At 68.3% G+C, this 23,847-nt stretch carries 24 protein-coding genes; 18 read left to right on the top strand and 6 right to left on the bottom strand.

Features of this window, described 5'->3' with window-relative positions; all coding sequences use genetic code 11:
• The first annotated feature begins 101 nt into the window (after positions 1-101).
• Positions 102-353: a hypothetical protein gene (locus HNQ61_RS15265; protein ID WP_170035001.1), complete on the top strand. Its 252-nt coding sequence runs from the start codon at positions 102-104 to the stop codon at positions 351-353.
• A complete protein-coding gene (locus HNQ61_RS15270) occupies positions 353-805 on the top strand; it encodes a PIN domain-containing protein (RefSeq protein WP_170035000.1) in 453 nt (150 codons plus the stop codon). Before HNQ61_RS15265 ends, HNQ61_RS15270 begins: the two co-directional genes overlap by 1 nt.
• Before the next feature lie 508 nt (positions 806-1,313).
• Here HNQ61_RS15270 and HNQ61_RS15275 read toward each other — a convergent pair.
• On the bottom strand, positions 1,314-2,516 hold the full coding sequence (locus HNQ61_RS15275; RefSeq protein ID WP_205761542.1) for a Fic family protein: 1,203 nt from the start codon (positions 2,514-2,516) through the stop codon (positions 1,314-1,316).
• A 415-nt stretch (positions 2,517-2,931) separates the two neighbouring features.
• On the opposite strand from HNQ61_RS15275, the gene dnaE reads away from it, so the two are divergent.
• The 15 genes from dnaE (at position 2,932) to HNQ61_RS15350 (ending at position 19,235) form a co-directional block, all read left to right on the top strand.
• On the top strand, positions 2,932-6,660 hold the full coding sequence (gene dnaE / locus HNQ61_RS15280) for a DNA polymerase III subunit alpha (RefSeq protein WP_170034998.1): 3,729 nt from the start codon (positions 2,932-2,934) through the stop codon (positions 6,658-6,660).
• Positions 6,661-7,044: 384 nt separating this feature from the next.
• The gene (locus tag HNQ61_RS15285; RefSeq protein ID WP_170034997.1) at positions 7,045-7,386 is read left to right on the top strand and encodes a YciI family protein; all 342 of its coding nucleotides are present in this window, start codon (positions 7,045-7,047) and stop codon (positions 7,384-7,386) included.
• A gap of 290 nt (positions 7,387-7,676) precedes the next feature.
• Positions 7,677-8,642 carry an acetyl-CoA carboxylase carboxyltransferase subunit alpha gene (locus tag HNQ61_RS15290; RefSeq protein WP_170034996.1) on the top strand — a complete coding sequence of 322 codons (966 nt, stop codon included), beginning with the start codon at positions 7,677-7,679 and terminating at the stop codon, positions 8,640-8,642.
• A 73-nt stretch (positions 8,643-8,715) separates the two neighbouring features.
• Complete coding sequence (locus HNQ61_RS15295) at positions 8,716-9,711, top strand: regulatory iron-sulfur-containing complex subunit RicT (RefSeq protein ID WP_170034995.1); 996 nt, start codon at positions 8,716-8,718, stop codon at positions 9,709-9,711.
• Positions 9,708-11,237 carry a methionine--tRNA ligase gene (metG, locus tag HNQ61_RS15300; protein ID WP_170034994.1) on the top strand — a complete coding sequence of 510 codons (1,530 nt, stop codon included), beginning with the start codon at positions 9,708-9,710 and terminating at the stop codon, positions 11,235-11,237. Before HNQ61_RS15295 ends, metG begins: the two co-directional genes overlap by 4 nt.
• A gap of 131 nt (positions 11,238-11,368) precedes the next feature.
• Entirely contained in the window at positions 11,369-11,620 is a 252-nt protein-coding gene (locus tag HNQ61_RS15305) for a hypothetical protein (RefSeq protein ID WP_170034993.1), read from the top strand.
• Positions 11,620-11,991 carry a type II toxin-antitoxin system VapC family toxin gene (locus HNQ61_RS15310; protein WP_170034992.1) on the top strand — a complete coding sequence of 124 codons (372 nt, stop codon included), beginning with the start codon at positions 11,620-11,622 and terminating at the stop codon, positions 11,989-11,991. The genes HNQ61_RS15305 and HNQ61_RS15310 overlap by 1 nt, the downstream gene beginning before the upstream one ends.
• A 131-nt stretch (positions 11,992-12,122) precedes the next feature.
• The gene (locus HNQ61_RS15315) at positions 12,123-12,527 is read left to right on the top strand and encodes a ribosomal maturation YjgA family protein (protein WP_170034991.1); all 405 of its coding nucleotides are present in this window, start codon (positions 12,123-12,125) and stop codon (positions 12,525-12,527) included.
• Between the two features lie 375 nt (positions 12,528-12,902).
• Positions 12,903-13,277 carry a VOC family protein gene (locus HNQ61_RS15320; protein ID WP_205761541.1) on the top strand — a complete coding sequence of 125 codons (375 nt, stop codon included), beginning with the start codon at positions 12,903-12,905 and terminating at the stop codon, positions 13,275-13,277.
• A gap of 165 nt (positions 13,278-13,442) precedes the next feature.
• Positions 13,443-13,928 carry a hypothetical protein gene (locus HNQ61_RS15325; protein WP_205761540.1) on the top strand — a complete coding sequence of 162 codons (486 nt, stop codon included), beginning with the start codon at positions 13,443-13,445 and terminating at the stop codon, positions 13,926-13,928.
• A gap of 74 nt (positions 13,929-14,002) precedes the next feature.
• Positions 14,003-14,656: a hypothetical protein gene (locus HNQ61_RS15330; protein WP_170034989.1), complete on the top strand. Its 654-nt coding sequence runs from the start codon at positions 14,003-14,005 to the stop codon at positions 14,654-14,656.
• Positions 14,657-14,788: 132 nt separating this feature from the next.
• Entirely contained in the window at positions 14,789-15,259 is a 471-nt protein-coding gene (locus HNQ61_RS15335; RefSeq protein ID WP_170034988.1) for a nuclear transport factor 2 family protein, read from the top strand.
• Between the two features lie 585 nt (positions 15,260-15,844).
• Entirely contained in the window at positions 15,845-16,777 is a 933-nt protein-coding gene (locus tag HNQ61_RS15340; protein WP_170034987.1) for a M23 family metallopeptidase, read from the top strand.
• 77 nt (positions 16,778-16,854) lie between these two features.
• Positions 16,855-18,039 carry a peptidase M16 family protein gene (locus tag HNQ61_RS15345; protein WP_170034986.1) on the top strand — a complete coding sequence of 395 codons (1,185 nt, stop codon included), beginning with the start codon at positions 16,855-16,857 and terminating at the stop codon, positions 18,037-18,039.
• On the top strand, positions 18,039-19,235 hold the full coding sequence (locus tag HNQ61_RS15350) for a M16 family metallopeptidase (RefSeq protein WP_170034985.1): 1,197 nt from the start codon (positions 18,039-18,041) through the stop codon (positions 19,233-19,235). Before HNQ61_RS15345 ends, HNQ61_RS15350 begins: the two co-directional genes overlap by 1 nt.
• Before the next feature lie 64 nt (positions 19,236-19,299).
• On the opposite strand, the gene HNQ61_RS15355 is transcribed toward HNQ61_RS15350, so the two are convergent.
• From HNQ61_RS15355 to HNQ61_RS15380, 5 genes are all read right to left on the bottom strand, one after another.
• Positions 19,300-19,704, bottom strand: coding sequence for an addiction module protein (locus HNQ61_RS15355; RefSeq protein ID WP_170034984.1), 405 nt, complete (start codon positions 19,702-19,704; stop codon positions 19,300-19,302).
• 468 nt (positions 19,705-20,172) lie between these two features.
• Complete coding sequence (locus tag HNQ61_RS15365; RefSeq protein WP_170034982.1) at positions 20,173-20,556, bottom strand: addiction module protein; 384 nt, start codon at positions 20,554-20,556, stop codon at positions 20,173-20,175.
• A gap of 277 nt (positions 20,557-20,833) precedes the next feature.
• Positions 20,834-21,493: a LemA family protein gene (locus HNQ61_RS15370; protein ID WP_170034981.1), complete on the bottom strand. Its 660-nt coding sequence runs from the start codon at positions 21,491-21,493 to the stop codon at positions 20,834-20,836.
• Complete coding sequence (locus HNQ61_RS15375) at positions 21,490-22,248, bottom strand: nucleotidyltransferase domain-containing protein (protein WP_170034980.1); 759 nt, start codon at positions 22,246-22,248, stop codon at positions 21,490-21,492. The genes HNQ61_RS15370 and HNQ61_RS15375 overlap by 4 nt, the downstream gene beginning before the upstream one ends.
• Complete coding sequence (locus HNQ61_RS15380; protein ID WP_183685707.1) at positions 22,245-23,000, bottom strand: TPM domain-containing protein; 756 nt, start codon at positions 22,998-23,000, stop codon at positions 22,245-22,247. The genes HNQ61_RS15375 and HNQ61_RS15380 overlap by 4 nt, the downstream gene beginning before the upstream one ends.
• A 169-nt stretch (positions 23,001-23,169) precedes the next feature.
• On the opposite strand from HNQ61_RS15380, the gene HNQ61_RS15385 reads away from it, so the two are divergent.
• On the top strand, positions 23,170-23,766 hold the full coding sequence (locus HNQ61_RS15385; protein ID WP_170034979.1) for a hypothetical protein: 597 nt from the start codon (positions 23,170-23,172) through the stop codon (positions 23,764-23,766).
• Positions 23,767-23,847: the final 81 nt, after the last annotated feature.

Genomic DNA, 23,847 nt, shown 5'->3' on the forward strand with positions numbered 1-23,847 from the left:
CGTCTTAATACCGGCGCAAGATATTTTGGTTCCCGGCACGCGGGATTGACTCAGCCTGTATGCACAATCAGATTAATCTGCACATACACAAGGGAGGAACCATGCTCGATCAGACCGGCAGGCTGAGCCACACCGGTGCCACGGAAGCAGATTCAGAGAACCCGCGCAAGAAGAACTTTCGCCTGCATCAGTCCAAGATCGACCGGGCGATGGAGGTGCTGGGCACACGAACAGAAACCGAGACCATCGAGCAGGCACTTGACCTGATCGTGTTCCAGCGTCAGCTTCTGGACGGAATTGACGCCCTGTACGGCGGCGGCATCGTGAACGTGTTCGAGGAAACCGAGGAATAGTGCCGAAGTACGTCATCGACACGAACCTGTACGTTCATGCGTTGCGTGATCCCGATGCACGGGACGCGCTCCGTTCCTTCACGGCGGCATCGTCCCCGTGGATCTACGTTCACGCGGTTGTCGCCGCGGAACTTCTCGCCGGGGCGCCCGATCCGCGGATGGAAGAAGCCATTCAGACATCGTTTCTGGCTCCATTCGAGGCGATGGGTCGCGTCATCGTTCCGCGGCACGACGCATGGAAGCGCGCGGGGCGCACCATTGGTGAGTTGATTCGCGAACATCGGCTGAGCGCCAACGGAGTGAAGCCCTCCTTCTTCCGGGATTGCCTGCTCGCGACATCTGCGCGAGATGAGGGGATTACCATCATCACGGGCAACACCCGGGATTTCGAGTTGATCCGCACGGTGGAGCCGGTCAAGTTCGTCCCCCCGTGGCCAGGCTCTGAACGTTGAGGCGTTGAGTGCGCGCCCGGGCTCCCCGCCCCGCTGGAAAAGAGAGTAACTTCCGCGCCGCGCTCGACCGCGCGTGTTCCCGCCGTCCGATGTAGTTGAAGCCCCGAACCGGATGCGCCAGCAGCCGGTGTCGGGGGTTCCCGCTGTTGAGCGGCGGATTTATTCGCTCAACACAGCCCGGGGACAAGATCAGTTTGGATGCGCGGAGGATTGGCTCGCCGCCGGCCTGGAGGCCCCTCCCCCGCCCCTCCCCGTGCAAACAGCCGCACGGAGAGGGGAGAACTGCTGGCCGGTGCGCTCCGGACGGTGCCGCTCACGCGGAAGGGCCCCCTCTCCCCGGCCCTCTCCCCCGCTCCGCGGGAGAAAGGGAGACCTCCGCGCGGCAGCGGCCCGCGGCATGTTCCCGCCGTCCCGACGCAGTTGAAGCCCCGAACCGGATGCGCCAGCAGCCGGTGTCGGGGCTTAGCGCTGTTGAGCGGCGGATCCAACGCTCGGGGTGGCACGCGGATCACGGTGGCACTCCTGCAGAATCAGGAGGACCATGGGGACTGGTGGCTGCCCCCCGGGTTCCCGCATCCAGCAACTCGAGCTGGCGCGCATACACGTAGATGCGGTCCCGGGAGCGCCCCGTCACCTCCCGGACGATTCCAGCCCCCTCCAGCCGCTGCAGAGCGGCATTCACCGTGGGCCAGGTAAGCCCCAGTTCCTCGGCGGCCCGGGGAGCAGACAGCACGATCCGCTGGCGCAGAAGATCGTACACGCGCAACGCCGAGCCAGCCGCGCGCCCGAGTCGCAGGACGCGCTGCTGGTCCTGCTCGAAGAGAGCTCGAAGCGCCAGCGCGGTATCGGCGGCCTGACTGGCGACCGCCTGCACGCCGACCAGGTAGAAGTGGAGCCACCCTTCCCAGTCGTGATGCGTGCGAACCCGCTGAAGCGCATCGTAATAATCAGCCCGGTTTTCCTTGAGGTACAGGCTGAGATAGAAGAAGGGCTGTGTCAGGAGACCTTCGGCGCCGAGGATGAGGCTGACCAGCAGCCGGCCGATCCGGCCGTTGCCGTCGAGAAACGGGTGGATGGTCTCGAATTGCGCGTGCGCCAGCCCCGCCTTCACGATCGGGGCGGTTCGGCCGAACTCGTCATGGAGGAACCGCTCCAGGTTGCCGAGCGCGGCCGTCATCTCGTTGGGAGGAGGCGGCACGAAGCGCGCGTTCCCCGGCCGGGTGCCGCCGATCCAGTTCTGGGTACGCCGGAAATCACCCGGAGCCTGGGCGCTGCCCCTTCCTTCCCGCATCAAAACCCCGTGCAGTTCACGAATCAGCCGCAGGCTGAGAGGCAGTTCGCCGCGCTGGATCCGCCCCAACCCGTGGTACAGCGCGGCCACGTACCGGGAAACCTCCTGCACATCGTCCAGCGGAGTGCCGGGAGTCGTACTGTTTTCGTACTCCAGCAGATCTGACAGCGTAGACCGCGTTCCTTCGATCTGACTCGAAAGCACCGCCTCCTTGCGCACGTACATGTAAAGCAGGCGGTCCGGATCCATCGTCCGGGAAACGCCCTCCAGCTGCCCCACGGCATGGACGGCCTCTTCGTGAATCCGCTGCAGCTCCGGCGTAAAGTCCGGCGGCGGGACCGGCGGCAGAGGCGCGGGAATGAATGCCGAGAACCCCTCGGGGCCGGATTGCTGCTGAACCCACCTGCCTGCTCTGCCCAAGGAAGCCTCCCACCGCTCACGTTTCAAACATGCAGCCCGCTGTCAAAACATAACCGCCGAAACTTTGATATCGCAAACCGGAATCAAAAGCTCGGAACGCGAGCGCAACAGCACCGGGCGGGTGAGCGGGTGGCTGCAGACCGGACGCCGTCGCGGCTTGTTGGCCCAGGGGAGGAGAACATCCCGGAGCAGGCGCACGCTGCGGGCGAGCACGCCCGGTCGCGAGCGCCACCCCTCGATATTCCCTCCCGGGCCCGCGCGGAAGCCCTGTCCGCCTTCCCCTGAAAGCCTCGCGGCCCCATATTCCACCCCCTGAGCACCGGCGCCGCGGCGCTGGTCGGCCCTTTCGCAACGCGTTGGGGTACAAGCAGTTCGCCATACCGGGCGCCCTTCCGGACCCACCCCGCAGAGGCCGATGTCGTTCGTTCACCTGCACTGCCATTCCGAGTACTCGCTGCTGGACGGCGCCAACCGCATCGGCGACCTCATCAAGCGCGCCAAGGAGTTCGAGCAGCCGGCGCTCGCCCTGACCGACCACGGCTGCATGTACGGCGCCTGGGTCTTTCAGGAGCAGGCCAAGAAGGCGGGCATCAAGCCCATCATCGGCATGGAGGCGTACGTCGCTCCGGGAGCCCGCACGGACCGCAGCAAGGCCAAGGGCGAAAAGGGCTACTACCACCTCGTACTCCTTGCCCGCGACCACCAGGGCTACAAGAACCTTACGAAGCTTACGTCCATCGGCTACACCGAGGGCTTCTACGGCAAGCCGCGCATCGACCGCGAGGTGCTGGAGAAGTACTCCGAAGGCATCATCGTGACCTCCGCCTGCCTGGCGGGCGAGGTTGCGCAGCACCTGATGGAAGACCGCTGGGAGCAGGCGCGCGACGCGGTGGCGTGGCACCAGGAGGTATTCCGCGACCGCTACTACCTGGAAGTGCAGGGCCACGACAGCCAGGGGCAGGATGAGCTGAACAAGCGCATCTTCAAGCTGGCGCAGGAGATGAGCGTGCCCGTGGTGGCCAGCAACGACGCGCACTTCCTGAACGCGCACGACCACCAGGCGCACGACGTTCTGCTGTGCATCGGGCTGGGCAAGGACTTCAGCGACCCCAACCGCATGAAGTACGACGACCAGCTGTACTTCAAGAACACGCAGGAGATGGCGGCGCGCTTTCCGGGCCGCCCCGACGTGCTGACCAACACGCTGCAGATCGCCGACGAGTGCAACTGGAGCTACCCCAAGGGCTACCACGTCCCCGCGTTCCCCACGCAGGAAGAAGGCTTCGTCACAGAGGACGAGATGCTGCGCGCCTGGGTGTGGAGCGGCGCGCTGAAGCACTACGCTGGGGGGGCCGGCGGCGCGACCGGTGAGCCGGTGCAGGTGCAGGGCAGGGCGGAAGACGAGATCCGCGCCCTGCTGCCGGCCGAGATCGTGGAGCGGGTGGAGTACGAGCTGGGGGTCATCACCTCGCTCAAGTACTCCGGCTATTTCCTCATCACGGCCGACTTCATCCGCTGGGCGCGCAACCACGACATTCCGGTGGGCCCGGGGCGCGGCTCGGCGGCGGGGTCCATCGTCGCCTACTGCATGGGGATCACCGACTGCTGCCCCATCAAGTTCGACCTGCTGTTCGAGCGCTTTCTGAACCCCGAGCGCGTGTCCATGCCCGACGTGGACGTGGACTTCTGCTTTGAGCGGCGGGGCGAGGTCATCGAGTACGTGCGCGACAAGTACGGCCGCGACGCGGTGGGGCAGATCATCACCTTCGGGACGATGAAGAGCCGCGCCGTCATCAAGGACGTGGGGCGCACGCTGGGCTTCGCGCCGGCGGAAACGGACAGGCTGGCGAAGCTGATTCCCAACGGCCCCGCCTTCAGCATGACGGTGGACCAGGCCCGGGAGCAGATTCCCGACATCAAGGATCTGTACGAAAAGGACCAGCGCTACCGCCAGCTGCTGGACTATTCATCCACGCTCGAAGGGTTGTCGCGCCACTCGTCGGTGCACGCGGCCGGCGTCGTCATCGCCCCCGGCCCGCTGGACGACTACGTCCCCATCTGCACCCAGAGCACCAAGGGAAGCGGCGGCAGCGGCGAGTCCATCATCGTCACGCAGTACGACATGACGTGCCTGGAAAAGGCCGGCATGCTCAAGATGGACTTTCTGGGCCTCAAGACGCTCACGGTGATCTACGACACCGTGGCGGACATCCGCCGCCGCTACGGCGCGCTCAAGCACCCGGTGACGGGCGCGGTGTACGCGCGGGCGGAGGACATTCCGCTGGACGATCCGGAGCCGTACGCCATGATGGCCCGCGGCGGCACGGCCGGCGTGTTCCAGTTTGAATCGCAGCTGGCGACGGAAAAAATCCGGCAGATGAAGGCGGACCGGTTCGACGACCTGATCGCCGCCAACGCGCTTCTGCGCCCCGGCCCGCTGGACATGGGGATGGACATGGTGTTCATCCGCCGCAAGCTGGGTCAGGAGCCGGTCAAGTACCCGTTCCCGGAGCTGGAAACGGTGCTGGAGCCCACCCAGGGCGTGATCGTGTACCAGGAGCAGGTGATGCGTATCGTCCAGATCCTGGGCGGTCTTTCGCTGGCCGAGGCGGACGTGCTGCGAAAGGCGGTGGGCAAGAAGGACGCGGAGCTGATCGCCAAGGAACTGGGCAAGTTCGTGGACAAGGCCGTGGAAAAGAACTATCCGCGGCAGCAGATCAAGGATCTGGCCGACCAGATCGAGGCGTTCGGCCGTTACGGCTTCAACAAGTCGCACTCCGCCGCGTACTCGCTGGTGGCGTACCAGACGGCGTGGCTCAAGTGCTACTACCCGGCCGAGTTCATGGCCGCGCTGATGTCGTCCGTCGTCGACAAGATCGACGACGTGGTGTCGTACATCGCGCAGTGCAAGGAGATGGGCCGCTTCCTCCCGCGCGTGGGGCGCGAGGGAATCGAGGTGCTGCCGCCGCACGTGAACGACTCCAACTGGAAGTTCACGGTCATCGGCGAAGGGGTGGGCAGCATCCGCTTCGGGCTGGGCGCCATCCGCGGCGTGGGCGAGGGCGCGGTGCGCTCCATCATCGCCGCGCGGCTGGCGGAGGGGCCGTTCACCAGCATGTTCGACCTCCTCGTCCGCATCGACCTCCGTCTCTGCAACAAGCGGGTGCTGGAGGCGCTGATCTGCGCGGGCGCGCTGGACGGCTTCGAGGAAGAGGGGATGGGGCGCAGCCAGCTGCTGGCCGGGCTGGACGCCGCCTTCGCCAACGCACAGATGATTCAAAAGGAGCGCGAGAGCGCGCAGGACAGCTTCTTCGACATGCTGCTGGGCGGCGGCGACGCGGGCGCGGCCACGCTGGTGCAGGCCCCGGCGCTGCCCAAGGTGGAGAAGTGGACGGAGACGGAGCGGCTGGCGCGCGAAAAGGAGATCCTGGGCTTCTTCATCAGCGGGCACCCGCTGAACCGCTACCGCGAAGACGTTGCGCTGTACGAGGTTCGCACGACCACGGCCATGCTCAAGCACCAGAAGGACTGCAAGGTGGAGCTGGCCTGCGTGGTGACCGAGGCGGCGCGCCAGATCAGCAAGAAGGACGGCTCTGAATGGGGGCGCATTACGGTGGAGGACTTCCACGGAACGGCCACGGTGCTTGCGTTCGGCGACTCGTGGGCTAAATACAAGGACGTTCTGCAGCAGGATGCGCCCGTGGTCATCCGCGGGGCGGTGAGCAACCGCGAGCGCGACGAGGAAGAGCCGCCCATGTTCCTGGACAGCGCGATCCCCCTGGCCCAGATTCGCGAGAGCGGCGACGTGGGCGTGCAGATCGAGCTCGCGTCGGCCGGCGTGGCGCCGGAAGCGCTCGCCGCCGCGAAGAGCGCGCTGGCGGAGCACGCCGGCGCCGGCCCGCTGTTCGTGGTGTGGAAGAACGGCGGCGAGGGCGACGCGCCGCGCCTGCGGTCGCGCACCCTGCGCGTGGCCCCGCGCGACGAGCTGCTGATGGCGCTGCGCGAGGCGCTGGGCGACGAGCGGGTGAGCCTGCACCGCGACGCGCCCGCCGTGGTGGCGCAGCAGCGGGAGGAGCGCTTTCCGCGGCGCGGCGGCGGGGGTGGAGGTGGCGGCGGGTTCAGCATCAACAGTGGGGGGGAGTAGGAACGGCAGGGAATAGGGAATGGGGAATGGGGAATAGGAACGGCGGATGGATGGCCGGGTCTGTCCCCTGTTCCCGGCACGGGCGACTGAAGTCGCGGCAACAACGGCGCAAAGTCCGCCTGCGCGGACTGCGGCGGATGCATTGGCGGGATCGACGGAGTGCATCGCGGCCGCCGTCCAGGAGCGAATGGATTCGCCGCTGGAAAGGCACGAAGTCCGCCTGCGCGGACTGCGGCGGCCGCATCGGCGCGGAGGGCGTACCGGGCACCGGGCACCTGATCCCAGGCACTTCCCCGCTCACACTTCCACCCCGACCCGCGCCGGTGGCTCAGCGCTTGTATCAGGCGTGGGCAGGCGGGCGGACTGAGACGACGGAGCAAGCAGATGCCGCGGTACCTGATCTCGTTCGACGACGGCTCGATGGACCACATTCCGGCCGGTGACTGGCCCGAGGTGGGAGAGGCGTCGCACGCGGTGGTGCGGGAAGCGAAGGCGGCCGGCGTGTGGATCTTCGGCGGCGGCATCGAGCGCCAGCGGGCGTCCATCGTCGGTACGGACGGCAGCGCCACGGACGGCGCGTTTCCCGAGACCAAGGCGGTCGTCGGCGGGTTCTCGGTCATCGAGGTGCCCTCGCGCGAAGAGGCGCTGGAGTGGGCCGCCCGTATCGCCCGCGGCTGCCGCTGCGCGCAGGAAGTCCGCGAGATCATGTACGATCCGGAATCCTGAGCACCCACGCACCCAGCCCTCACGCACCGCGGTTCGCGTGAGGGATGCGGGCCCGGAGGGGCGAGACGCCGGGGCGCCCGCGCGCCGGGGTCCGCAGGGAACGATGATGTCCGGGCGCCCTGGTGGCTCGCCGCCGTTGGCAACAGCTGTATCGTTGCCTACGGCGCCCGCAGCCCGGCCCGGAGCGCAGCGGAGGGACACGCCCAAACCCGTTCCATCCGTTGAAGGACCCGGATCCGAACGACGAACCTGATCGCTCCGCCCTGGAGCCTGAATCAAGCGAGCACGATTTGGCGACCGTAGCGCACCTGGACTTCGAACGCACCATCGCGGACGTGGAGGAGCAGATTTCCTCCCTGCGCACGCTGGCGCGCGAACGCGGCCTGGACGTCAGCAACGAACTGCTGGCGCTGGAGCGAAAGCTTACCGGCCTCAAGCAGGACACCTTCGCCAACCTGTCGCCCATCGAGCGCGTGCAGGTGGCCCGGCACCCCAAGCGTCCCTACACGCTGGACTACCTGGAGCTGGTCTTCACGGATTTCGTGGAGCTGCACGGAGACCGCCAGTTCCGCGACGACGCCAGCATCGTGGGCGGCTGGGCGCGGCTGGAGGGCGAAACGGTGATGGTCCTGGGCCAGCAGAAGGGCCGGGACATGAAGGAGAACCTGCTGCGCAACTTCGGGATGCCGCACCCCGAGGGGTACCGCAAGGCGCTCCGGTTGATGAAATTGGCGGAGAAGTTCCGCCGTCCCCTGGTGACGCTCATCGACACGCCGGGGGCCTATCCCGGCATCGGCGCCGAGGAGCGCGGCCAGGGCGAGGCTATCGCCCGCAACCTGCGCGAGATGGCGGCGCTCACCATTCCGTCGGTCGCCGTGGTGATCGGCGAGGGCGGCAGCGGCGGCGCGCTGGCCATCGGCGTGTCGGACCGCGTGCTGATGCTGGAAAACAGCATCTACTCGGTCATCAGCCCCGAGGGGTGCGCGGCCATCCTGTGGAAGAGCGGCGCCGAGCGCGACAAGGCGGCGACCGCCATGAAGATCACCGCCGGCGACCTCAAGGGGCTGAGCGTGATCGATGAAGTAATCCCCGAGCCGGCCGGCGGGGCGCACAGCGACTGGGAAGGCACCGCAAGCGCGCTTCGCGAGGCGCTGGTGCGCAACCTGGCCGAACTCCGGCCGCTTGGCGTGCAGGAACTGCGCGAGGCGCGGTGGGCCAAGTACATGGGGATGGGCCGCTGGCGACAGGCCGGCTGACCCGCCCCGAGATCCGCGTCAGCGGACCCGAACCAACATAGATGCCGCCGCGCGTTCCCCCGGAGCGCGCGGCGTGCGCGATAAAGTGGAGGTACCCGTGGGACTGGAGCTTCCCGTGTTCCAGCCCCTTCCGTCGGCCGAAGGGCAGACCTTTCTGGTGGAGGTCGGCTTCAAGGGGATGAGGAAGGGCTTTTTTACCTGCACCGATCCGTCGGTGCGGGTGAATGACTGGGTGATGGTGGAGGTGGAGCGCGGCCGCGACGTGGGCCGCGTGGTGTCGCTGGGCGGCGTGGCGCAGAAGAAGTGCGGCGACGGCCCCGTGTCGTTCCCCATCCTGCGCCCCGCCGAGGAGGACGAGGTGCGGCAGGTGTACGTGCTTCGCGCCGACGAAGAGCGGGTCCGCCGCGGCACGCGCGAGATGGTGCAGCAGCACGGCCTGCACATGAAGGTGAGCGACGCCGAGTGGCAGTGGGACCGCAACAAGCTCACGATCTTCTTTACCGCCGAGCGGCGGGTGGACTTCCGCCAGCTCGTCCGCGAGCTGGCGCGCACGTTCCGCACGCGCATCGAACTGAAGCAGATCGGCGTACGTGACGAGGCGGCGCAGCTGGGCGGCGTGGGCCGGTGCGGCCGCGCCCTCTGCTGCAGCACCTGGCTGCGCGAGATCAAGCCGATCTCGCTGCAGCTGGCCAAAGACCAGAGCCTGTCGCTGAACCCGCAGCAGATCAGCGGCACCTGCGGCCGGCTGATGTGCTGCCTGACGTACGAGCACGATGCCTACCTGCAGGCGCGCAAGCGCTTTCCCCGCGAAGGAAAGACGATCCGCACCACGGTGGGCAACGAGCGGGTGATCGCCATCGACATCTGGCGCATGCAGGTGACGCTGCAGGACGACAACCGGCAGCGCCGCACCATCGACCTGGAGCAGCTCAAGGCCGAAACCGTGGTGCAGCCGGCCACGACCCCGGCGCGCGCGGACCGTCCGCCGCTGCCCAGCCTTCCCAACCCGGCGCAGAGCCAGCGGCCACCCCGCCGCCCGCGCCGCCCAATGGAGCCGAAGCCCGAGTGAGCCGGTTTTATCTGACCACGGCGATCGACTACGCCAACGGCGATCCGCACCTGGGCCACGCCTTTGAAAAGATCGGCGCGGACACGATCGCCCGGTACCACCGGCTGATCGGGGACGAGGTCCGCTTCTGCATGGGGATGGACGAGCACGGACAGAAGGTGGCGCAGACCGCGGCCGCCCGCGGCGTGGATCCCCAGACGCTGGTGGACGAGCTGGCCGGCCGCTTCGCCGAGATGTGGAAGCGGCTGAACATCAGCAACGACCGCTGGGTGCGCACCACCGACGCGCACCACCGCCGCGGCGTGCGCGCCCTCATCGAACGCGCCCTGGAGCGCAGCCCCGGCGACTTCTACGAGAAGTCGTACGAAGGCTGGTACTGCGTGGGGTGCGAGCTGTTCAAGCGGGAAAACGAGATCCAGGACGGGCACTGTGTCCTGCATCCCACGCGCGAGCTGCAGTGGACGGAGGAGCGCAACTGGTTCTTCCGGCTGACCAACTACCAGGACTTCCTGCGCGCGCACTTTGACGCGAATCCGGACTTTCTGCGTCCGGCGTCGCGTCGCAACGAGATCCTGGCGCTGATGGATTCGGGGCTGGAAGACATTTCCATCACCCGCGCGCGGCTGTCGTGGGCCATCCCCTTTCCCCGCCCCACGTCCGACGGTGTGGAACAGGGGACGTGGGTGTGGTTCGACGCGCTCCCCAACTACCTGACGGACACGGGCTACCCGGACGCGGACTGGGAGGCGTGGTGGCCGGCGCAGCTGCACGTGGTGGGCAAGGACATCACGCGGCTGCACGCCGTCATCTGGCCGGCGATGCTGCAATCCGCGGGGCTGCCGCTGCCGGAGGGCGTGTGGGGCCATGGCTTCGTGACGCTCGGGGGCGAAAAGTTCAGCAAGTCCAGCGGCGTGTCGCTTGAGCTGGATGAGGCGATCACCCGCTTCGGCCCGGATGCGTTCCGCTTCTTTCTGCTGCGCGAAGTGCCGTGGGATTCCGACGGCGCGTTCAGCTGGGAGCGCTTTACCGACCGGTACACGTCTGAGTTGGCGAACGGGCTGGGCAACCTGGCCAGCCGCGCGACCTCCATGATCGGCAAGTACCACGACGGCGTGGTGCCCGCGTCGTCGCTGGAAGCTTCGGCCGACATCGCGGACGCGGTGCGGCGGTACCGCGCGGCCATGGACGCCCACCTGCTGCACACGGGGGCCGAGGTGGCGTTCGAGGTGGTGCGCACGGCCAACGCGCTGGTGGCGGAAAAGCAGCCGTGGAAGATGGCCAAGGACCCGGCTCTGGCCGGCGAACTGGACGTGGTGCTGGCGACGATGGTGCGCTACCTGGCGGCTTCGGCGGTGCTGCTGTCGCCCTTCATGCCGGCGAAGACCGCGGAGCTGTGGGCGCGCCTGGGCTCCGGCCGCGATTCGCTCGCGGCGCTGGACGAGCTTGCGGCGCTGGACGTGAGCGGGTGGAAGGTGCAGCCGGAAGGCATCCTCTTCCCCCGCCCGGAAGCCGTCGCGGCCGCGTAGCCGGTTTCGCGAACTGCGCTGGATGCTCCACGATCGGGGGAGGGCGCGAGCTCTCCCCCGGTTCTGCATGGGGCGGACGAACGGGGACGGCGCGATTACATTGAAGGTGCACACATCAAGAGGAGGATGCGATGCTCCACACCTACAAGGCGGTTCTCAGAGGCGATCAGGTAGAGTGGATCGACTCTCCACCCGCGGCGGACGGCCCGATGCCCGTGCACATCACTCTGCTCGAAGGCGAACGCCAGATGAATCGCGGCCGTGAGATGGCCTCGGTTCTTGAAGCACTCGCCGCGATGGGCGGCCTGTCTTCCATTCCTGATCCGAGTGCGTGGCAGCGGGAGGTTCGCGAGGATCGCGCTCTTCCGGGACGCGAGGACTGATGCTGCTGGACAGCAACATCGTTATCTACGCATCAAAGCCAGAGCACTCGGCGCTTCGTGCGTTCATCGCGGAACATGATCCCGCGGTATCGGTGGTCACCAGAATCGAGGTGCTGGGTTTTCACGCCCTTGGTTCTGATGAACGCCTCCTCCTCGAGCGGTTCTTTCAGGCAGCCGACGTTCTCCCTCTCACCGACTCCATCGCTCAAATCGCCATTCTGCTACGCCAGCAGCGCAAGATGAGTCTTGGGGACAGCATCATCGCGGCAACCGCGCTTGCACATCAGCGGGTGCTGGTTACGCGGAACGTGTCGGACTTCCGATGGGTTGATGGCCTGCAGTTGACGGATCCCTTCTCTGCCCGGACCTGAAGCTTTCCCGCCAAGTCGGGCCGGCTTTCTGATCCAGGGGCGCGGCCGCTCCGCTCCCGACGTCCTGAGACTTCCCATTGATTGATTGGCAGAGGCGGCACTGTGCCATCAGTCCCTCTGCCGATCCAGCCATGCCCGACCAGCGTCCGCGATCCCGTCTGCTGTATCTGCTGCTCACGCTCGCGACGATCAGCCTGGGCCTTGCGGCGAGGCAGATGCGCGCGTCGCTGCCGTCGTTCATCAACCCGTACCTGGGCGACGTGCTGTGGGCGGCGATGGTGTTCTTTCTGATTGCGGCACTGAGACCGGCGGCATCCACGCGGTGGATCGCGATCGCGGCGGCGGCGTTCTCGCTCACCATTGAACTGAGCCAGCTGTACCACGCGCCTTGGATTGACGGAATCCGCCACACGCGGCTCGGCGGGCTGGTGCTGGGATTCGGGTTTCTGTGGAGCGATCTGGTATGCTATGCCGCCGGAATCCTCCTCGCCGCCGCGGCGGACCGGGCGCTGGCCACGAGACGCCGCCGATCGTGACGGGTTCGTGGAGGGAATCCGCCGTGCGCAGCTGATCGGCGCAGGGAAAGGACGCGGCGGGGGGTGGTGGTGGATCAGCGGTGGCGGCAAAGGAAAAAGCTTGCATCCACCCCATCTGGAGCGGATATTTCCCTCGCCGAAAAACGAAGGCCGGTTCAACGGTAACGCCGGCCACCCCGCACCGGGGGAATGTCCACCGCGCCACGGAGCGCGGGAGGACCCACGGCCAGGTACGCCCCGCGCTTGTGCGAGGGCGCGTATCGGGCGTGTGCCCCGGTGTCCCAGCATTCGGCTCCCCAGTCGTGCCGATGGATGTGTTCACCGTTCCTCGCCCGAACGGCCTGAACGCATCCATCATTGCAAGGAGCCCATCCCATGCTGCGGCTGAACCACGCCAACCTCCCCGTTCCCGACGTTCCCGCGCTTCGCGACTTCTTCATCCGCCACTTCGATTTCCGCCTCGTGGGCACGCGGCCGTCGGACGCGTTCGTGGTCATGGAGGGCGCGGATGGATTTCGCCTGAACCTGATCCGCACCCGCGAAGGCGACCCGTCGTACCCTCGGGACTTCCACGTCGGCTTTCTGGTGGATGATCCACGGATCGTCCGCGACAAGCACGCGGAACTGACCGCCGCCGGCATCCACGCCGGCGAGGTGGAGGAACTGACGCGCGGCGGTGAATCGTCCGTCACCTTCTACTGCCACGCGCCCAACGGCATTCTGCTGGAAGTCGGCGCCGTTCTGCGCTGACCGGTTGCCGGCCGGGAGGCGGATGGATGAGCCGTCGCCCGGCCGGCCTTATCTCATCTTACGCCACGAGTCGAGATGAAACGCATCCGCGCATGCCTGGCAGCGCTGGCGATCGCTGGCGTCGCGACTGCCTGCCATCCTGCCGGGACGGACGATGATCCCAGGATGGCGGCGATGAAGGCGAGCGCACGTGCCCCGCTGGACTCGGTGGACGCGGCGGTGTTCTCCGCGGCGCTCGGAGACCGACGGGTGGCCGGCGGCGTTCCCGGTGAACTGCTGGTGCAGGCGGAGGCGCAGGGCGCGCCGGCCAACCTAGGCGCGATGGAATCGGAGGTGCGCTGGAGGATGCGTGGCCTGTCGTTTTCCACGGACCACTCGTTCCGCAGGCGAAGCCGCGTGCCCGCCATCGTCCCGCCCACGCTCGCGCTCCCCCGTCCCTATCGCCTGATCAGTCATAGCGAGTGGATTGGGCGGGACAACCCGGGAGGCGTGTTCATCCTTTCCCGCCCCGGCTACAACCGCGACCGCTCGCAGGCGCTGATCTACGTCCTGCACGCGTGCCAGTTCTGCGGAAGTGCCGTCTACCTGCTCCTTGACCGCGGCCCCGGCGGATGGGCAGTCTCGGCTGAGGAACTGGTGTGGGAGTCGTGAGCGGATCACGGCTTTCGCGAACCTCTTCATCGGCCACAGACGTTCAACGGATGACTCTCTCCAGACGACACGGGATGCACGCGGTACGCATGATGGCGAGCGCGCTCAGCGTGCTCGCGGCAGCCTGCGCGCCGGTCGCGCCCGAGAGCACGCCGGGCCCGGTCGCCGCGCTCTCCGTCCGCCTCGTCGACTCGATTCCCTGGGAGAACGAGATGATCGATGGATTCCTGCGGCGCGTGGAGGTGCGTACCGGGGCGCGACTGGATACCATCCCGCGCGTGACGACGTACCAACTCCCCCAGATCATCGGCGATACCATCCTCGCCGGGCTCGCGTACAAGGATGATGGCGTGGTCGCGGGGTACGTGTACGATCCGCGGACGCGCCGGATCACGCGCACGCCGATGCCGGCGGACCTGAACCCGTCGTTGTCGGCGCCGAGCCTTGCCCCCGATGGCAGGCACCTGGCGTACATCGAGTTCACCCGTGAGGGCGGGAGAGGCGTCGTGCGCACGTGGCCCGCGCGCGAACGGGTGCTGCTTACGAGGACTGTGGGAGTGCCGGGGACCGACGCGCCAGGCGGACACTGGATCCGCTGGCTCGGTCGGGAAACGCTCGAGATCTACATCGAAACCGACGCTGCGGACTCCACTTGGTACCGTATCCGCGCCTCGCTCGACCCGGCACGCATCATCGCCGCCGACAGCGTGCGCACGCTTCAGCCCTGAGCCGCCAAGCGCCGTGCCGGAAGATGGATCATGCGACCATCCTGCGGACCGGTCCGGCCCGGCCTGCGTTTCCCCCCGGACACGTATCCGCCCCGCGCGGATGACCATCAACCCTGCCCCGGACACCTGACCATGCGCATCCGCACCCTGATCGCCGCCGCCTTTGCCGCGCTCGCCTGCGCGCTTCCCGCCACCGCGCAGACCACACCGGAGCAGGAGGTCCGCGCCGTGGTGGACCGCATGTTCAACGGCATGCGCGCGGGCGACAGCACCGCCGTGCGCGCCGTCTTCCATCCGCAGGCGCGGCTGCAGAGCGTGGTGGCGCGCGGCGACAGCGTGGCCGTGATGACGGAGCCGGTCGACGGCTTCGTGCAGGCCGTGGGCGCGCCGCACGAGCAGGTGTGGGACGAGCGCATCTCCAACGTGGAAATCCGCGTGGACGGCGAGATGGCGACCGCGTGGATGAACTACGCCTTTCATCTCGGAGACCGCTTCAGCCACTGCGGCGTGAACGCCTTTCAGTTCGTGCGCACGGCTCGGGGCTGGCAGGTCGTTCAGATCATCGACACGCGCCGCCGCCAGTGCGGCACCGCGGCCATCTGATTCCATCGCCGGACGTCGGAGCGGCGGACCGCCTCCATCCGCGACCGCGGAGCAAGGGAGTCCGCCGCGACACCTCGGAAAGTTCTCACCCGCATGCGGTGCGGGTTGCTCGCCTCCGCGCGTCCGCGGCACACCTCTCCCGCCATCGCGGAGAGCCCCGGCGAGGCCCGGAACCGCGTCGGATCCATCCTCACCCGTCATCCCCGGAATGCTACGGTTGTGAAACGGTGACACGCGCCTGCTACGGATGCAGTTTCTGCACGATTGATTGCACACTGCACCGCCGCGGACGTGCGCCCGCCGGGTCTCCAATTCGCCAAGTCCATTCAGGGCAACGACTAAGGACAAATGCCCGGTTCGGGAACACATGGTGCACGTCCGGACCTTCAAACCGGAAAACACGGAGATCAAAAGAAGGAATCCTCGCCGGCCTTCGAAAGGTAAGCGCTTGGGATGCATCCGTTTGCTTGACACCCCGGCGTGCCCGTCCTACCTTCCGATCCTTCCCACATCACCGTGGACTCTGATCCGGCGCGCGGGTGCCGCTCCCCCGCGTGTTTCCGTCACCAGAATATTGTTGTACTCATGCCGCATTCCCGCTGGACGCTGATGCTGGTGCCGCACGACAACGAACGGGTCCGCTCGTTCCAGGTGTCGAGCCGCAGCATCCGCAACGTCGCCGGGGCCGCCCTCGTGGCCGCCACCCTGATGGGCACCTTCTCCATCGCCTTCTTCGTCAAGCAGTCGCACCACGTACAGAACGCCAGCCTCCGGCAGGAAAACCACCTGCTGGCCACCGAGGTGGACCAGATGCGGCGGCAGATGGAAGCGCTGGACCGCTCCATCGCCGCGCTGACGGAAAAGGACGAGCAGGTGCGCGTCGTGGCCGGGCTGCCGGAGATCGACGCGGATGTTCGCAAGGCCGGCGTGGGCGGGCCCGGGTTCGGGGACCGCGCGACGGCGGCGCTGGCCAAGCTGAACCCGCGCGTGGGCCGCAAGGTCGAGGCGACGTCCGAGGATCTGGGCGGGCTGGTGCGCCGCGCCGCGCTGCTGCGCAGCAGCATGGACGAGGCGATGACGCAGATTCAGCGCAACCAGCAGCGCATGGCCAGCACGCCCACCATCCTTCCCACCAACGGCCACCTCTCGTCGCTCTTCAGCAGCGGCCGCTACCACCCGGTTCTCCGCATCACCCGCCCTCACAAGGGCATCGACATCGCCGCGCGCATCGGGCAGCCGATTCTGGCGCCCGCCCGCGGCCGCGTCGTCTTTGCCGGCAACCGCAGCAACGGCTACGGCAACATGGTGGAGATCGACCACGGGTACGGCTACATCACCCGCTACGCACACGCTTCGCGTCTGCGGGTGCACACCGGCGAGTCGGTGGAGCGCGGGCAGCTGATCGCCGACGTGGGCAACACCGGGCTCACCAGCGGGCCGCACCTGCACTACGAAGTGGAAGTGAACGGCCAGCAGGTGGACCCCATGAACTTCGTGATCGGCGACGCGCTTCCCTGATCCGCGCATCCCACGGCACGCACGATGATAAGGAGCGTCCCTTGCCAGGGGCGCTCCTTTGTCCTATCTGAGGCACCATGTTGAACTTGCTACTCGCGCTGGGGCTGGCCGTGGCCGACAGCGTTCCGCCGCCGCGCCCGGCCGCCATGCCGGCCGTGGTCGTTCACCGCCAGCCCGCGCTGCCCATCGTGGCGCTGCGGCTGTCGGTGCTGGCCGATGATCCGCCCGGGTACGCCGGCGCCGGGCACCTGATGCAGCACCTGCACCTGCCGCGTCTGGAAGACCGCGTCGCGCGCGTGGGCGGCCGCGTGCAGGCCGAGCGCACCTCCGACGCCGTGGTCTACACCGTCGTGGGCCCCGCATCGGAGCTGGCCTACCTGGCCGAGGCGCTGCAGGCCACGCTCGCCGCGCCCACGCCCGCCACGCCGGAGCTGCTGTCCGCCATGGCCGCGCTGAACGAGGAGCGCGGCTCCGAACGCGAGGTGGCGGCCAGCTACATCCGCGGCGCGCTGCGGGCCCGGCTCTTTCCGCAGGACCTGTCGGCGGCGGGGACGGAAACGTCCGCCGCGCGGCTGGCGGTGGCGCGGCTGGAGGACGTGTGGGGGGCCATGTACCGGCCCGACCGCGTGTCCATCGTGGCCGTGGGAGACGTGCAGATCGATGAGGTGCGCCGCGCATTCCGCGACGTGACCGCGGGCTCCCCGCAGCCGCTGGAGGCCTTTGCCGACACCGTGCGCGCGCTTGCCGCGGATACGCCGCAGGCCACGCGCGGGTGGCTGGCGCGGGGATGGAACGCGTCGGAGCTGGATCCCGCGGCGGTGACCGTCACCACGCGGCTGATCCGCACGCAGCTGCGGCGCCGCATGACGCGCTCGTCGGTGGACGTGGAGCACTGGTGGACGCACGACGGTCAGGCCGTGGCGCTCGTGCTCGCCACGCCGGATTCTCTGGTTCCCGTCGCGCGGCGCAGCGCGGACGCGGCGCTGGCCACGGTGGCCGCCGCGGTGGACGACGCCGCCGTGCGCGACGCCGCCGCGGGCGTGCGGCGCGAGATGCTGTTCTTTGCCCGCACGCCGGAGCGCATGGCCGAGGTGCTGGGCGCGTTCGGCGACCGCGGGCTGCCGGCGGACGCGCCGCAGCGGTTCTTTGCCGCGGTGGAGCAGGTGACGGCGGATGACGTACGCGCCGTGCTGGCCGCCCTGCGCGCGCAGGACGTGGTGGCGGTGGACGTTCCCGCCCAGCGGCTGCGGAGGGGAACGTGATGCGCCGCACGTGGTTCGTGTTGATGATGATCGCCGCCGCGGCCCCCGCGGCGGCGCAGACGCGCGTGATCGTGCGGCCGGAGCCGGGCACGCCCGTGGTGGCGGCGGAGGTGCTGATCGCCGTGGGCCCCGCCGACGAGGCGGCGGGCAAAGAGGGGATCACCTACCTGACCGCGCGCAGCGTCACCGCGCCCATCCTCCCCATTCTGGACTCGCTGGAGGCGCGGCTTACGGTGGAGCAGCAGAAGGACGCCGTCTCCTTTACCGTCATCGCCGCGCCCGACACCTGGGAGGAAGCGACGCGCACGCTGCTGGTGGCGCTCTTTCGCGATCCGGTGGACAGCGTGGCCACCGTCCGCCAGCGCACGGCCACCGCGGCGGAACTGGCCGCGCGCGAGGGGAGCCCCGCGGACGCGCTGGCCCGCGAGGTCGATAAGGCCGTGTTCGGCGAAGATCATCCGTGGGGACACCCGGCCGTGGGCACCGCCGCGTCCGTCCGCCGCCTGCGCCCCAGCGAGGTAGACGCCTTTCTGCGCAGCGGATTCACGGCGGACCGCGCGGTGGTCGCCATCGTGGGCCCGGTGGAGCGCGGCGCGGGCGAGGCACTGGCCGCGTTCATGGAGCCCGGGCCGCTGCGGACGACGGAGATCGACGCGCCTTCGCCGGCCACGGAGCCGGTCCGCCAGACGTATCAGGCGATCACGGCGTGGGTGTCCGCGACGTATCCCTTCACCGCGGACGCGGATGAGGAGGCCATCCGCCTGCTGAGCCGGCTGGCGCTGGAGCGGGTGTCGTTCGGCGTGCAGCGCCCGCAGGTGTACGACGCGCGCGCGGAGGTGGTGCGCCACGCGGGCGGCGGGGAACTGCGGATGGATCTGGTGGTGCCGCCCAACGAGGCGGAGGAATGGGCCGGCCGGCTGGCCCAGGCGGTGTCCGCCTACGCGGAGGAGCCGCTGTCCGGACCCATCTTTGCCGACCGGCTGCGGCGCTTTCGCGGCGAGCGGCTGCTGGAGCTGGAATCGCCCGAGGCGCGCGCGCGCACCCTGGCGCGCCGCACCATGCTCGGCCTGCCCACCACCACGATCAGCGACGCCGACGCGCTCACCCCGGACCGCCTGCGCGCCGCTGCCCGCGCCATGGGCGACCCCGTGGTCGTGTACCTGGGCCCGTTCGTGGAAGAAGAGTCGGGCGGCTGAGTTCCGCGATGACAGGCTGGACAGGAATCCCGGACGGAGCCCAGCTCATCCGGGATTTCCGTTTCTACGAGGAACCGGACCCGCGGTGTGCGCGCAGCTTGGCGAACACCTCATCCGCGGACGATGCCGGCGTGCGTCCGGCCATGTAGTCCGCCATCCGCGCGCGGATCTCCTCCGCCCACGCCGCCTCCACATCTTCCGGAGCCTCGGCCGCCGGTGCCGCGGACGGCGCCCCGCCCTCCCCGAACATCCTCTGCGCCTGAGCGAATGCCTCGTCCGCGCTCATGGTTTCCGCCGTTCCGTTGCGCATCTCGGTCACGCGGCGCAGCAGTTCTTCCTTCCATGCGCGGTCGTCGGACGCGGCGCCGTCCTCCTCGTCCATGCGGGCGGAAAATGCCTGCGCAAGCTGCCGCCTCTCTTCTGGCGAGAGCGCCAGGGGATTGTACTCGGGATTCGGAGAGTCTGTCATTCATCCGCTCTGGAACAAGGAACATCAAGCCGCTTCCGCGCGAAGGATAATGGCCCCCTCGGAAGAGCGCATCCCACCCGGCGAGATTACGCGGATGATGGAACCGCCGGATTCGCCGGATTACCGCGTCAGGCGCCTGGCCCAACAGCCCGGCTTCCGGCTGTGACAGGCGAGAGGGCCATGAAGCACCGCGCGGTCACCCGAAACGCTGCTCGGCTTCGGCGAACACGGATTCCGCGCTGAACGTTTCAGCCGTTCCGTTCCGGATTTCGGTCACACGCCGCAGCAGCTCGGCATCCCACGCACGATCGTCCTCCTCGCCGCTGCCGGCGTCGCCTTGGCTCGCTGACAACGGAGCCCGAGTGGCGGACGATCGATGGAGGAAGGCGCGAGTGCCTCCTCTTCACGCTGTTCCGGAATGTGTTTCATCATCGCTCCAGTACAGGTGACGGACAGTTCAGGGCGCACTCACGTCAACTGATCCCGAAGCCGGGTGAATACTTCATCGGACGGCACAAGCTGAACTCGCCCCGAACGATAATCATCCACACGGGTGCGGATCTCCTCCGCCCAGGCTCGCTCAGCTTCCAGAGCTTCTTCTGTCTCTGCATCGCCGGAAGCGGCCTGATCGCTCTGCGCGGCATCCGCCATCGCGGCCGCACGGGCTTCCGCCATCTCTGCCTCGGCCCGCGCGATGTGCCGTGCGAGTTCCGCCGGCCACTCGGGATCGTCCAGAAGCTCGTCGTCCTCCTCATCATCCAGACTGGCGGACAGGATGAGCATGAGGTGCAGGCGATGACCGGGAGACATGGCTAGCGCCTCGTCCTGGACCTGCTGTGGGGAAAGATTCATTCTCCGCTCCGGCACGGGTATCGACAACAGCTTGCATCAACGATAATCGGCTTTTTGCAAGCGCGCATCCCCGCCCAAAAACGAAGTTACGCGCGTGGCCCCATCGGATCGCGGGCAGACCGGGACTATCGTTTCTCATCCGCCGTGCGACGGGTGAAATCGTCAGGCGGCGCCTTGCCCGCATCACCGGAGACCCGCTTGGGGCCGGGGGGCGAAACAAAGAGCGGGGCCGCGGATGATCCGCGGCCCCGCTCCCGTTATCCGCCGTGAGGCGAACCTACTTGCCTGCGCCGAAGTCCACGTTGGGCGCCTGCTCGGCGTTCGCGGGGGCCTGGTACGGCTCCTTGCGCTTGGCCCCGCTCGCCCGCGCGGTAATCACCTGCGGAAACGAGCGGATGTACGTGTTGTACTGCTGCACCGACTGGTTGTAGTCCTGCCGGGCCACGGCGATCTTGTTTTCGCTCTCCGCCAGCTGGTCCTGCAGCCCCTGGAAGTTCTTGGTGGCCGACAGGTTGGGGTACGCCTCGCGCGCCACGTTGATGAAGGTGCCGATCTGCGCGCGGACCGCGTCGTCGGCCTTCTGCATCTGCGCCACGTCGCGGCTCTGCACCGCCTGGTTCAGCTGCTGCTGCGTCTGCGCCAGCTGCTGCTCGGCGGCGGCCACGCTCTGCCCGGCCCGCGCCTTGGCCACGTCAGTGTACGTGCCCCGCTCAAACTCGGCCGCGCCCTTGACGGTGGCCACCAGGTTGGGAATCAGCTGGTTGCGGTTCTGCAGCGCCACGCCGATGTCGCTCTTGGAGCGTTCGGCGGCCTCGTCCAGTTCCTGGATGCGGTTGTAGCCGCATCCGCCCAGCGAAAGCGCCAGTGTGAACGCAATCACGCTCCGGGTAATGCGCATCTTGGTCATCTCCAGAACAGGATGAAGGATCATGCTCATGCCTGTGCGCCTCCCTCGCGCACCAGGCGGTCCACGTAGGTCACCACGCGGTCCACAGCGTCCAGGTACCCCACGGCCAGCGGCGAGTCCGCCGTGGGCCGTGGAGGCTGGCCCGAGGCCCGCGCGCGGTGCACCTCCAGCAGCGCCCCCGGGTTGAACCCCGCCCGGGCCGCCACCTTCAGCACCACCTCTTCGGCGTCGCGCACGCCGGCCTCGCCGCTCAGGCGAAGCACGGTGCGGAACAGCACCAGAAAGGTGGAAAACGAACGGACCAGCAGCCCGCCCAGCTCCGCCGGCTCCCCGGCGAAAAGCAGGTACTGTTCCCGCAGCAGAATCTGCTTGCCCTTCAACTCCTTTTCGCACTGCAGGCGCAGGTCCGCCGGGTCCACCGTGATCCCGGCGAACGGGTCCGCGCCGGCCAGCACGTGATACGCCTCGCGCATGTCCGCCACCTCGATGGCGAACACGTCCGCCGAGCGCAGCCACTCGTCGTGCGACAGCATGAGCGGCGTGGGATTGCCCTGCGCCACCCAGTCGCGCGCGCGCTGCCCGGCCCGGCGCAGCGCCGCGGGGGTCAGCTCCCTCACCAGCACCATCACGTTGAGGTCCGAGGCGCCGCGGCGGTACTCGCCCCGCGCGGCCGAGCCGTACAGCACCACGCTTACCAGATCGTCGCCGTACAGCGACTCCATGTCCCAGGCAAAGCGCTGCGCCCGCTCCAGCTCTTCCGGCATCTGTCCCGCGTCTCGCGTCACCAGTCTCCTCCCGATCCGCCGCCCCCGAATCCACCCCCACCTCCGAACCCGCCGAAACCACCACCCCCGCCTCCGCCTCCCCCGCCCCATCCGCCGCCACCCCATCCACCGCCGCCTCCAATGGGGAAGGGGATGATGACGGGCCCGCCGTATCCGCGCCGGCGCCGGCCACCGCCCCCGCCGCCGCCCCTCATCATCAGAATGATGACGATGATGACGAGGATGATGAAGAAGCCGTTGCCGCCCCCGCCTCCACGCCGGCCCCGCTGCGCACCCGGGTCCGCGCGCGGATCGTTCTGCGGCGCCACCGCGGTTCCGCCGGTGCGCTCGAAGCCGAAGTTGCGCGCATACTCGTCGGCCAGGGCGCTCACCGCAAGCAGGATTCCGCGCCCCGGGTTGCCGGCCGCCAGCTGCGGCACCAGCAGGTCGCGGCCGATGCGCCCGGTTTCCGCCGCCGTGATGAAGGTATTGGTGCCGATTCCCGTTTCCACCCGCCACTTGCGGTCGTTCATGGAAACCAGCACCACCGCGCCGGTGTTGCGCGCCCGGTCGCCCGGCTGCCCGGCCTTGCCGATCTGCCACTCGCGGCCCAGTTCCCGCGCCACCTCGCTGGCGGGCCGGCCGTCCAGCGAGGGCAGAGTGACGACGACGATTTCGCCGCCGGACTTCTGCCGCACTTCCTCAATCACCTGCCCGATGGCGGTCTCATCCGCGGGCGGAATGACGTTGGCGAAGTCGTTTACGTAGCCCACCGGCCTGGGGTACCTGGGCTGCGCCCCGAGGGGCACCGCGGCCAGGACAAGCGCCAGCAGGAGAATTCGGCGCGCCGCTTGCGGACGGCGGGGTTGCCGGGGCGCCACCAGGGCGTTCCCGGCCTTCGCCGTACCGCAAACCCGTTCCGAGCCGCCCGGGAGATCGTGGATGAAACGCACGCTGCTGTTTGTGGCCGTGAGCCTGACCGCCGCCGGATGCAGCGATTCCAGGGTAGTCGTTCGCGCCAACCTGGCCGAAGGGGGCGAGCCGGTGGCGGACATGCCCGTCTATCTGCTTCCCTACGACCGGGTTGCCCTGATGGATTCACTGGAGAAGGCGTCGGATACCACCGAGCCCACCATCCCCGCTGAACTCCTACAGCAACTCCAACGCCTGAACGCGGCGCCCCCGGCTTCCGGCGACTCTGTGGCGCGCATGGCGGCGCTGCAGAAGCGGCAGATTCAGGCCCGGATCGACAGCATTCGCGGGCGCCGGCGCGCGTGGCGCGACGAGGTTTTCGCGCCGTTCGACAGCCTGGCCAAGAACAAGGGGGCCGAACTGGGCGTTCCCGCCGTCGCCGACACCACCGACAAGACGGGCCGCGCCGCCGTCCCCGCCGAGGCGGGCACCTACTGGGTGTATGCCTCGTACGTGCTGCCGGGAAGCACGCTGGAGTGGAACATCCGCGTCAAGATGCCGGAAGACCAGGACAGCATCGTGGTCCCGCTTTCACGCGCCAACGCCAAGGAGCGGCCGTTCTACTGATCCGCTGAACAGAAGGCATCACGCAGAGCAGCAGAGCAGCAGAGAACGGATTCGGGGACGCGTGGGGGAGGGTCTCTGCTC

The organism is Longimicrobium terrae, from assembly GCF_014202995.1.
Classification (GTDB): Bacteria; Gemmatimonadota; Gemmatimonadetes; order Longimicrobiales; family Longimicrobiaceae; genus Longimicrobium; species Longimicrobium terrae.

Bases quoted from the DNA above. Each gene is read 5' to 3' on its own strand.
- HNQ61_RS15265 (WP_170035001.1), top strand. From the start codon at position 102: ATGCTCGATCAGACCGGCAGGCTGAGCCACACCGGTGCCACGGAAGCA.
- dnaE (WP_170034998.1), top strand. From the start codon at position 2,932: ATGTCGTTCGTTCACCTGCACTGCCATTCCGAGTACTCGCTGCTGGAC.
- HNQ61_RS15285 (WP_170034997.1), top strand. From the start codon at position 7,045: ATGCCGCGGTACCTGATCTCGTTCGACGACGGCTCGATGGACCACATT.
- HNQ61_RS15305 (WP_170034993.1), top strand. From the start codon at position 11,369: ATGCTCCACACCTACAAGGCGGTTCTCAGAGGCGATCAGGTAGAGTGG.
- HNQ61_RS15310 (WP_170034992.1), top strand. From the start codon at position 11,620: ATGCTGCTGGACAGCAACATCGTTATCTACGCATCAAAGCCAGAGCAC.
- HNQ61_RS15315 (WP_170034991.1), top strand. From the start codon at position 12,123: ATGCCCGACCAGCGTCCGCGATCCCGTCTGCTGTATCTGCTGCTCACG.
- HNQ61_RS15320 (WP_205761541.1), top strand. From the start codon at position 12,903: ATGCTGCGGCTGAACCACGCCAACCTCCCCGTTCCCGACGTTCCCGCG.
- HNQ61_RS15325 (WP_205761540.1), top strand. From the start codon at position 13,443: ATGGCGGCGATGAAGGCGAGCGCACGTGCCCCGCTGGACTCGGTGGAC.
- HNQ61_RS15330 (WP_170034989.1), top strand. From the start codon at position 14,003: ATGCACGCGGTACGCATGATGGCGAGCGCGCTCAGCGTGCTCGCGGCA.
- HNQ61_RS15335 (WP_170034988.1), top strand. From the start codon at position 14,789: ATGCGCATCCGCACCCTGATCGCCGCCGCCTTTGCCGCGCTCGCCTGC.
- HNQ61_RS15340 (WP_170034987.1), top strand. From the start codon at position 15,845: ATGCCGCATTCCCGCTGGACGCTGATGCTGGTGCCGCACGACAACGAA.
- HNQ61_RS15345 (WP_170034986.1), top strand. From the start codon at position 16,855: ATGTTGAACTTGCTACTCGCGCTGGGGCTGGCCGTGGCCGACAGCGTT.
- HNQ61_RS15350 (WP_170034985.1), top strand. From the start codon at position 18,039: ATGCGCCGCACGTGGTTCGTGTTGATGATGATCGCCGCCGCGGCCCCC.
- HNQ61_RS15355 (WP_170034984.1), bottom strand. From the start codon at position 19,704: ATGACAGACTCTCCGAATCCCGAGTACAATCCCCTGGCGCTCTCGCCA.
- HNQ61_RS15365 (WP_170034982.1), bottom strand. From the start codon at position 20,556: ATGAATCTTTCCCCACAGCAGGTCCAGGACGAGGCGCTAGCCATGTCT.
- HNQ61_RS15370 (WP_170034981.1), bottom strand. From the start codon at position 21,493: ATGAGCATGATCCTTCATCCTGTTCTGGAGATGACCAAGATGCGCATT.
- HNQ61_RS15385 (WP_170034979.1), top strand. From the start codon at position 23,170: ATGAAACGCACGCTGCTGTTTGTGGCCGTGAGCCTGACCGCCGCCGGA.